8 protein-coding genes are annotated in these 5,819 nt (G+C 70.0%); 5 read left to right on the forward strand and 3 right to left on the reverse strand.

All coding sequences use genetic code 11. The annotated features are described in order from the left end of the window. On the forward strand, positions 1–643 hold a 643-nt coding region (locus AC1D12_RS22550), incomplete at its 5' end, for a DMT family transporter (protein ID WP_477842973.1). A gap of 105 nt (positions 644–748) precedes the next feature. Here AC1D12_RS22550 and AC1D12_RS22555 read toward each other — a convergent pair. After that, on the reverse strand, positions 749–973 hold the full coding sequence (locus AC1D12_RS22555) for a hypothetical protein (protein ID WP_047504444.1): 225 nt from the start codon (positions 971–973) through the stop codon (positions 749–751). A 201-nt stretch (positions 974–1,174) separates the two neighbouring features. On the opposite strand from AC1D12_RS22555, the gene AC1D12_RS22560 reads away from it, so the two are divergent. After that, positions 1,175–1,864, forward strand: a complete 690-nt coding sequence (locus tag AC1D12_RS22560) for a DUF6781 family protein (protein ID WP_477842975.1) — start codon at positions 1,175–1,177, stop codon at positions 1,862–1,864. A gap of 4 nt (positions 1,865–1,868) precedes the next feature. Here the strand turns inward: AC1D12_RS22560 and AC1D12_RS22565 are convergent, their stop codons facing one another. Together AC1D12_RS22565 and AC1D12_RS22570 are read right to left on the reverse strand one after the other, a co-directional pair. Then, positions 1,869–3,455: a discoidin domain-containing protein gene (locus AC1D12_RS22565; RefSeq protein ID WP_477842977.1), complete on the reverse strand. Its 1,587-nt coding sequence runs from the start codon at positions 3,453–3,455 to the stop codon at positions 1,869–1,871. A gap of 34 nt (positions 3,456–3,489) precedes the next feature. Further along, positions 3,490–4,071 carry an SDR family oxidoreductase gene (locus AC1D12_RS22570; RefSeq protein WP_477826251.1) on the reverse strand — a complete coding sequence of 194 codons (582 nt, stop codon included), beginning with the start codon at positions 4,069–4,071 and terminating at the stop codon, positions 3,490–3,492. A 140-nt stretch (positions 4,072–4,211) separates the two neighbouring features. Here AC1D12_RS22570 and AC1D12_RS22575 point away from each other — a divergent pair, with 140 nt between their 5' ends. The 3 genes from AC1D12_RS22575 to AC1D12_RS22585 all read left to right on the forward strand — a co-directional run. Then, positions 4,212–4,919: a FadR/GntR family transcriptional regulator gene (locus tag AC1D12_RS22575; protein WP_477842979.1), complete on the forward strand. Its 708-nt coding sequence runs from the start codon at positions 4,212–4,214 to the stop codon at positions 4,917–4,919. Beyond that, a complete protein-coding gene (locus AC1D12_RS22580; protein WP_477842981.1) occupies positions 4,919–5,530 on the forward strand; it encodes a TRAP transporter small permease in 612 nt (203 codons plus the stop codon). Before AC1D12_RS22575 ends, AC1D12_RS22580 begins: the two co-directional genes overlap by 1 nt. Next, on the forward strand, positions 5,527–5,819 hold a 293-nt coding region (locus AC1D12_RS22585), incomplete at its 3' end, for a TRAP transporter large permease subunit (RefSeq protein WP_477842983.1). The genes AC1D12_RS22580 and AC1D12_RS22585, both read left to right, overlap by 4 nt.

Genomic DNA, 5,819 nt, shown 5'->3' on the forward strand with positions numbered 1-5,819 from the left:
CTACTACCTCGCGAGCTTCCTCGACTTCGCCGGGCTGCAGTACATCAGCGCGAGCCTTGAGCGGCTGATCCTCTACCTGAACCCGACGCTGGTGCTGTTCCTCGGCGTCGTGCTGTTCCACAAGACCGTGAACCGCCGCCAGCTGATGGCGCTGGGCGTCAGCTATGCCGGCGTGCTGTTGGTGTTCGGGCACGAGATCCAGTTGGTCGGCACGCACGTGGCGCTCGGCGCGGCGCTGGTGTTCGGCAGCGCGGTGAGCTATGCGCTGTACCTGGCGTTCAGCGGCGAGGAGGTCAAGCGCCTGGGGGCGCTGCGGCTCACGGGTCTCGCGACCACGGTGGCCTGCGTGCTGTGCATCGGGCAGTTCGTCGTGCTGCGGCCGATGTCGGCAGCGCTGGTGGCGCCCGAGGTGATCTGGCTGTCGGTGCTGAACGCGACGCTGTGCACCTTCGCGCCGGTGCTGATGGTGATGATGGCCATCGAGCGCGTCGGCGCGACGGTGGCGGCCCAGACCGGGATGGTCGGGCCGTTGTCCACGATCCTGATGGGCGTGGTGATCCTCGGCGAGCCGTTCACCGGATGGGTCGCCGCTGGCACGGTATTGGTGCTGGCGGGAATCTGGTTGCTCGCGAAGGCCCGCTAGGGATGACGGCCCCTCGGTCAACGAGTACGTTGACCGATCCCCCGGGGGGATGCGGGCCGGCTTGGGGCGGCCCGGCGCTCGGCCCGCCTCAGCCGGCGATTCAGCCTAAGCCTCGTCCGCTTCCTTGCAGGACGGCGCGCAGACGAACTGGGTCTTGCCCAGCAGCTTGCGCGACTTCAGCGACGTGCGCGCACGGTGCTTGCCGCACAGGAAGCATGACATCGTCGCGGCGCTGAACACGCCGGCAGACGCAAACGGAGAGCCGGGGGCCTTGGTGCGATAACGCAGGCCTTCGGCATCGATCGAGTTTTTGACTTGGTCTTTGGCCATGGATCAGGGGGTTGCGGGCGCGGGTCGCGCACCCGGAGGGAAAGGGCGCGGATCGCAGGCCCCATAGAGGGCCCGCGGCCGCGCGGGTCCGACATTATCAGGGCTGGCGAGGTTTCCTTCTCGAAAACAGTTGGATACCCTTGCGGGGCGCCGGATTCCGCCGGCCGACCACGCCACCGAGCACACCACCAGGAGAAGCGAATGAGCAAGTCAGGGATCGACCAGGACGCACTGATCGCGATGTTCTCGCAGGCCAGCGCCCGCCAGGGCGAGGCGCTGCGCAAGGCGGTCGGCGAGGCGACGCTGAAGGCGCTGCAAGGCCGCGAACTGACGCTGCAGAACATCCGCGGCGTCGTGAAGACGGTCACCAAGGCCGCCTCGACTGGCCTCGCCGAGAACCCCTCGCCGGCGATCGACCCGGAGGCGCTGCTCGGCAAGGCCTTCTCCGGCATGGATGGCGCGCTGCTGCAGGCCGTCGAGGCGCACCGCAAGGCGCTGCAGCAGTTCGTCGACCAGGGCGTCGGGCTGCAGGAAAAGCAGCTGAAGGGCGCGCTGGCCGACCTGGAGAAGATGGAGGACACCTTCTTCTCGACCGTCAGCAAGGCCGCGGGCTCGGCCACCGAGCCGCTGCAGGGGGCCTGGAGCCAGGTGCTCGAGACGATGAAGCTGAAGGGCACCGACACCGGCGCCCAGGCATCGAACGCCGTCGAGCAGCTGGTGTCGCAGGCGCAGACCGCCATCCGCGACAGCCGCGCGCTCGGCCTGAAGACGGCGCAGGCGCTGCTCGACAGCTACTCGGCGCTGGTCAGCGGCGTGCTGATCGGCATGGCCGAGGGGCTGCAGCAGGGCGGCGAGGCGGCGGCACCGGTCGCGAAGACGCGGCGTCGGTAGCGGATCAGTGCACGGTGAGCTCCGTGATGCTGTTCCACTGGCTCGCCGTGCTGCCATGCCCCGTGATGCGCACGTAGCGTGCCGTCACGTCGGTGATGTCGTAGAACTCCTTCGCGGTCGTCTGGCCGCTGGAGATGCCGCGCCAGCGCGTGGTCCATCCGTTGCCGTCGGGTGAGGTCGCGATGTCGAAGCGCGCGGTGCGCTGGTCGCCCAGGTAGAAGGCCACGCCGACCTTCTGGATCGCGCGGCTCGAGCCCAGGTCGAGCGTGATCGCCTGGCCGTCGCCTTCGGCGCTCCAGCGCGTCGCCAGGCTGCCGTCGACCGCGTTGGCGGCCGGGTTGCCCGCCTGCGCGCTGGTCGCGCTGACCGAGGCCACCGGCAGTGCCGCCAGGCCCGGGTCGATGCGGCGCCAGCGCTGCATCGACTCCAGCAGGTAGTAGTCGCCCCAGGCCGTGCCCTGGTTGTAGAGCGTGTTGCCGGCGTGGTGGTTGTAGGCGCTCTGCAGCAGCAAGGCCTGGCTGTTCGACGGCGTGCCCAGCGTCGCGAACCACGGCGCCGACAGCAGCGCGCCCAGCGCCGTGCGCGCCGCGTTGCGGTAGGTGGTGGCGCGCGTGGCGTCGGTCTCCAGCAACGACAGCTCGATCAGCCCGGCCGCCGCGATCGCCGCCGCCGAGGTGTCGCGCGGCGCGCCCGGGATCGCCGGGTCGTTGAAATCCCAGTACGGGATCGAATCCGCCGGCAGGTGCGCGAGGTACCAGTCGGCCATCTTGCGCGCGGTGTCGCGGAAGGTGGTCTCGCCGGTGAAGCGGTACGTCATCGTGAAGCCGTAGATGCCCCAGGCTTGGCCGCGCGCCCAGGTCGAGCTGTCGCTGTAGCCCTGCACCGTGGTGCGCGACTTCACGCCGCCGGTCACCGGGTCGTAGGTGACGAGGTGGAAGCTGCTGCCGTCGGCACGCACGTGGTTGTCGCGCGTCTTCAGCGCATGGCTGCGGGCCTGGTTGTAGAGCGCCGTCGAGCCCCCGTGCCGGCTGGCCCAGAACAGCAGCTCCAGGTTCATCATGTTGTCCATGATCACCTGGAAGTTCGCGTTGTCGCCGTTCGAGCCCCACGAGCGCACCGCACCCACGGTGCCGTTGTAGCGCTGGCTGAGCGAATTGGCGGCGGTCAGCGCCACCTGCCGGTAGCTGTCGACGCCGGTCAGCCGGTACGCATTGCCGAACGGCGTGAACACCATGAAGCCGACGTCGTGGGTGCCGGTGTTGGTGTCCTGGCCCTCCATGCCGTTCTGCCAGGTCTGCGCCTGCGTGCTCCAGCCGTCGGCCGCGAACTGGCCGTGCAGCAGCCACAGGTTGGCCGGGAAGAAGCCGCTGGTCCATTCGCCGGAGCCGGCATAGGTCCAGGCCTGCGCCGCGTCGCTGGTGGTGACCTTCGGGTACGAGGTCTTGTTGCTGCGCTGCGCGATCGCGCCCTCCTGCTGCACCGCGACGGCCCATCCGTTGCGCAGCTTCAGGTCCAGCGCATCCTCGGCGCGCGCAGCGCCCTGCAAGGCCAGCGCGCATGCGGCGGCCGCGAGTATCGATCTCGATGTCATGTCGTCTCCGTCGTTGTGGTTGTCGTCGTCTTCTTCAGCGTGCCAGCCACCCGCCATCGACTGCCAGCGTGTGGCCGTGCATGTAGTCGGACGCCGCGGCGGCGAGGAACACCGTCGCCCCCGCGAGGTCGTCCGGCCGCCCCCAGCGACCGGCCGGAATGCGCGCGAGGATCTCGCCGTTGCGCTTCTCGTCCTGGCGCAGCACCAGCGTGTTGTCGGTCGCGATGTAGCCGGGCGCGATCGCGTTCACGTTGATGCCCAGCGGCGCCCATTCGTTGGCCAGCAGCCGCGTGATGCCCATCAGCCCGCTCTTGGCCGCGGTGTACGACGCGACCCGCACGCCGCCCTGGAACGACAGCATCGACGCGACGTTGATCACCTTGCCGCCGCGGCCCTGCTGCACGAACCGCCGCGCCGCAGCCTGCGCGAGGAAGAACGCGGCCCTCAGGTGCCGGCCGCAGGCCTCCACGGCCGCCTGCGTGCCGGCCTGGTCGCCTTGCGCCGCACCCGCCACGTCGGCCCCGGCCTGCGCCAGCGCGATGGCCATCGCCTGGCCGATGCCGCGGCTCGCACCGGTCACCAGTGCCACCTTGCCGTCGAGGCGAAACAGGTCCATCCGCACATTGGACAAGTGGTCAGGCCAATTCGCAACCGCAGGCCGGTCAGGGAGTTCCCTGACAGGGCCAACCCTCTTGGACCCGCGAGACGGCTCACAGAAGATCAACTGGCCTGACCAATCCAGGCGCCCGGTTGTCCATGCCCATCCAGACCATCGAGAGCCGCCGGCTGTACCGGCAGATCGCCGACCAGCTGAGCCGCCTCATCGACAAGGGCGAGTTCCGCGTGGGTGCACGGCTGCCGTCGGAGCGCGACCTCTCGGAGCAGCTCGGCGTGAGCCGCCCGTCGGTGCGCGAGGCGCTGATCGCGCTGGAGGTCGAGGGACTGGTCGAGGTGCGCGGCGGGGCGGGCGTGTTCGTCTGCGCGCGCAAGCCGGGCGGCGCGTCGCACCGCACCGAGGCGACGCCGCCAGGTCCGTTCGACCTGATCCGCGCGCGCTGGATCATCGAGTCCGAGACCGCGGCGCTGGCGGCCACCCATGCGACGCCCGAGCACCTGCAGCGCCTGAAGAGCGCGCTCGTCGACATGCAGCGCCATGCGACGCACGCGCCCGAGGCCGTGGCCGCCGACCAGCGCTTTCACCTGTGCCTGGCCGAGGCCAGCGGCAACAGCGCGCTGCTGATGGTGGTGCAGCAGCTGTGGGAGGCGCGCACCGGCCCGCTGTACACGCAGCTCGAATCGCATTTCTCGGGCGAGGCGGTGTGGAAGCAGGCGGTCGAGGAGCACGGCGAGCTGCTGCAGGCGGTGGCCGGGCGCGACCCGCGCGCGGCACGCGACGCGATGCGCAAGCACATGAAGAACGCCGAGGTGCGCTTCGCCTCGGGCTGGAAGCCGGGAGAGCCGTGATGCCGCCTGCCGCCCTCGACGAGCCGCTGCACGAAACGCCGCCCACCGTGGCGCAGGAGGCGGCGCACTTCGACATCCACGATGCCGAGGTCGACCTGCGCGCCTACCGTGCCGAGGACTGGCTCGCGTTCGCGCTGTTCGTGCTGCTCGGGGCGACGGTCTTCTACCAGTTCTTCACCCGCTACGCGCTCAACGACTCGGCCTCGTGGACCGAGRAGATCGCCCGCTACTTCCTCGTCGCCATCGTCTTCATCGGCGCGGCGATCGGCGTGCGCAAGAACAACCACATCCAGGTCGACTACCTGTACCGCGTGCTCCCCGCCCGGCCGATGCGCGTGGTGGCGACGCTCGTCGATGCGCTGCGAATCGGCTTCCTCGCGATCTGCGCGGTGCTGACCTGGCAGCTGATCGGGCGCATCGGCGCGAGCCGCATGGCGGTGGTCGACCTGCCGATGGGGCTGGTGTATGGCGCGGTGCTGCTCGGCTTCGCCGCGATGACCTGGCGCGCGGTCGGCGTCGCGCGTGCGAACTGGCGGCGCGGTGCATCGGTGCTCGAGCGGCCGGAGCTCGGCGATCCGGTCGACGCCGATGACAGGAGCGCGCAGCCATGACGGCCGTCTTCAAGCTCGTCTTCCTCGCGTTCATGGGCGCCGGCGTGCCGGTCGCGATCGCGATGGCCGCGGCGGTGCTGCTGTTCGTGCTGCTGAGCGGCAGCGCGCCGCCCTTCGTCGTGATCCACCGCATGGTCGGCGGCATCGACAGCTTCCCGCTGCTGGCCGTGCCGTTCTTCATCCTGGCCGGCAACCTGATGAACGTGGCCGGCATCACGACGCGCATCTACAACTTCTCGCTCGCGCTGGTGGGCTGGCTGCGCGGCGGGCTGGCGCACGTGAACATCGT

The organism is Rhizobacter sp. P1_G5 (assembly GCF_056405435.1).

What these genes read in the sequence shown, in the direction of transcription:
- AC1D12_RS22555 (WP_047504444.1), bottom strand. Translation starts at nt 973, where the DNA reads ATGGCCAAAGACCAAGTCAAAAACTCGATCGATGCCGAAGGCCTGCGT.
- AC1D12_RS22560 (WP_477842975.1), top strand. Translation starts at nt 1,175, where the DNA reads ATGAGCAAGTCAGGGATCGACCAGGACGCACTGATCGCGATGTTCTCG.
- AC1D12_RS22565 (WP_477842977.1), bottom strand. Translation starts at nt 3,455, where the DNA reads ATGACATCGAGATCGATACTCGCGGCCGCCGCATGCGCGCTGGCCTTG.
- AC1D12_RS22575 (WP_477842979.1), top strand. Translation starts at nt 4,212, where the DNA reads ATGCCCATCCAGACCATCGAGAGCCGCCGGCTGTACCGGCAGATCGCC.
- AC1D12_RS22570 (WP_477826251.1), bottom strand. Translation starts at nt 4,071, where the DNA reads ATGGACCTGTTTCGCCTCGACGGCAAGGTGGCACTGGTGACCGGTGCG.